The sequence below is a fragment of the Faecalibacterium sp. DFI.5.82 genome, from assembly GCF_029076575.1.
GTDB classification, from domain to species: Bacteria; Bacillota; Clostridia; order Oscillospirales; family Ruminococcaceae; genus Faecalibacterium; species Faecalibacterium duncaniae.
In genome coordinates this window covers 1-631 of sequence record NZ_JARFIS010000038.1, presented here as the reverse complement: position 1 = coordinate 631, position 631 = coordinate 1, and the positions used below count along the sequence as shown (strand labels likewise).

The window sequence follows — 631 nt, the reverse complement described above, 5'->3', positions numbered from 1 at the left end:
GCTGATTTAGTTGAGCGCATGTATGGCGATTACTATTCACCAACTACCGTTTCAAATATTACTAAGCAAGTTGGCAACTTGGTTGAAGAGTTTCATAACAGGACCTTTAAGCACTCACAGTATGTTTGCGTGTTCTTAGACGCTACTTATATTCCGCTCAAGCGCGGAACTGTTGAGCGCGAAGCGGTTAATATCGCGATTGGAATTCGTAGTGACGGCGGTAAAGAAGTCTTAGACTTCTCGGTAGCACCAAACGAAAATGGTGAAGCATGGCGTGAACTACTTGAAAGTTTACGCAATCGAGGAATTGAACAGGTTCAGTTATTCATCGCCGATGGTTTTATTGGGCTCGAAAATGTGATTGCAGAAATTTATCCAACTGCTAAGTTTCAGCGCTGCTTAGTCCATGTGCTTCGTAACCTCACATCACATGTGCGAAAAAGCGATATGCGAGATTTGATGAGCGAATTTAAAGAAATTCGCCAATCTGAATCAATTGAAGAAGCAAAACAAGCTTTAGATAACTTCATTTTGAAATGGAAAAGCAAATATAGCAACCAGATGCGAAAATTGGGTAAGTTAAGTAACTTATTCACCTTCTACGAATTTCCGCCAAGCATTCGGGCATCAA

The 631-nt window shown here is 40.9% G+C and carries 1 protein-coding gene; it reads left to right on the top strand.

The genetic code is table 11. From position 1 onward, the window contains the following. Positions 1 to 631: transposase (locus tag P0G09_RS15440; protein WP_275253085.1), on the top strand; the 631-nt coding region annotated here is incomplete at both ends.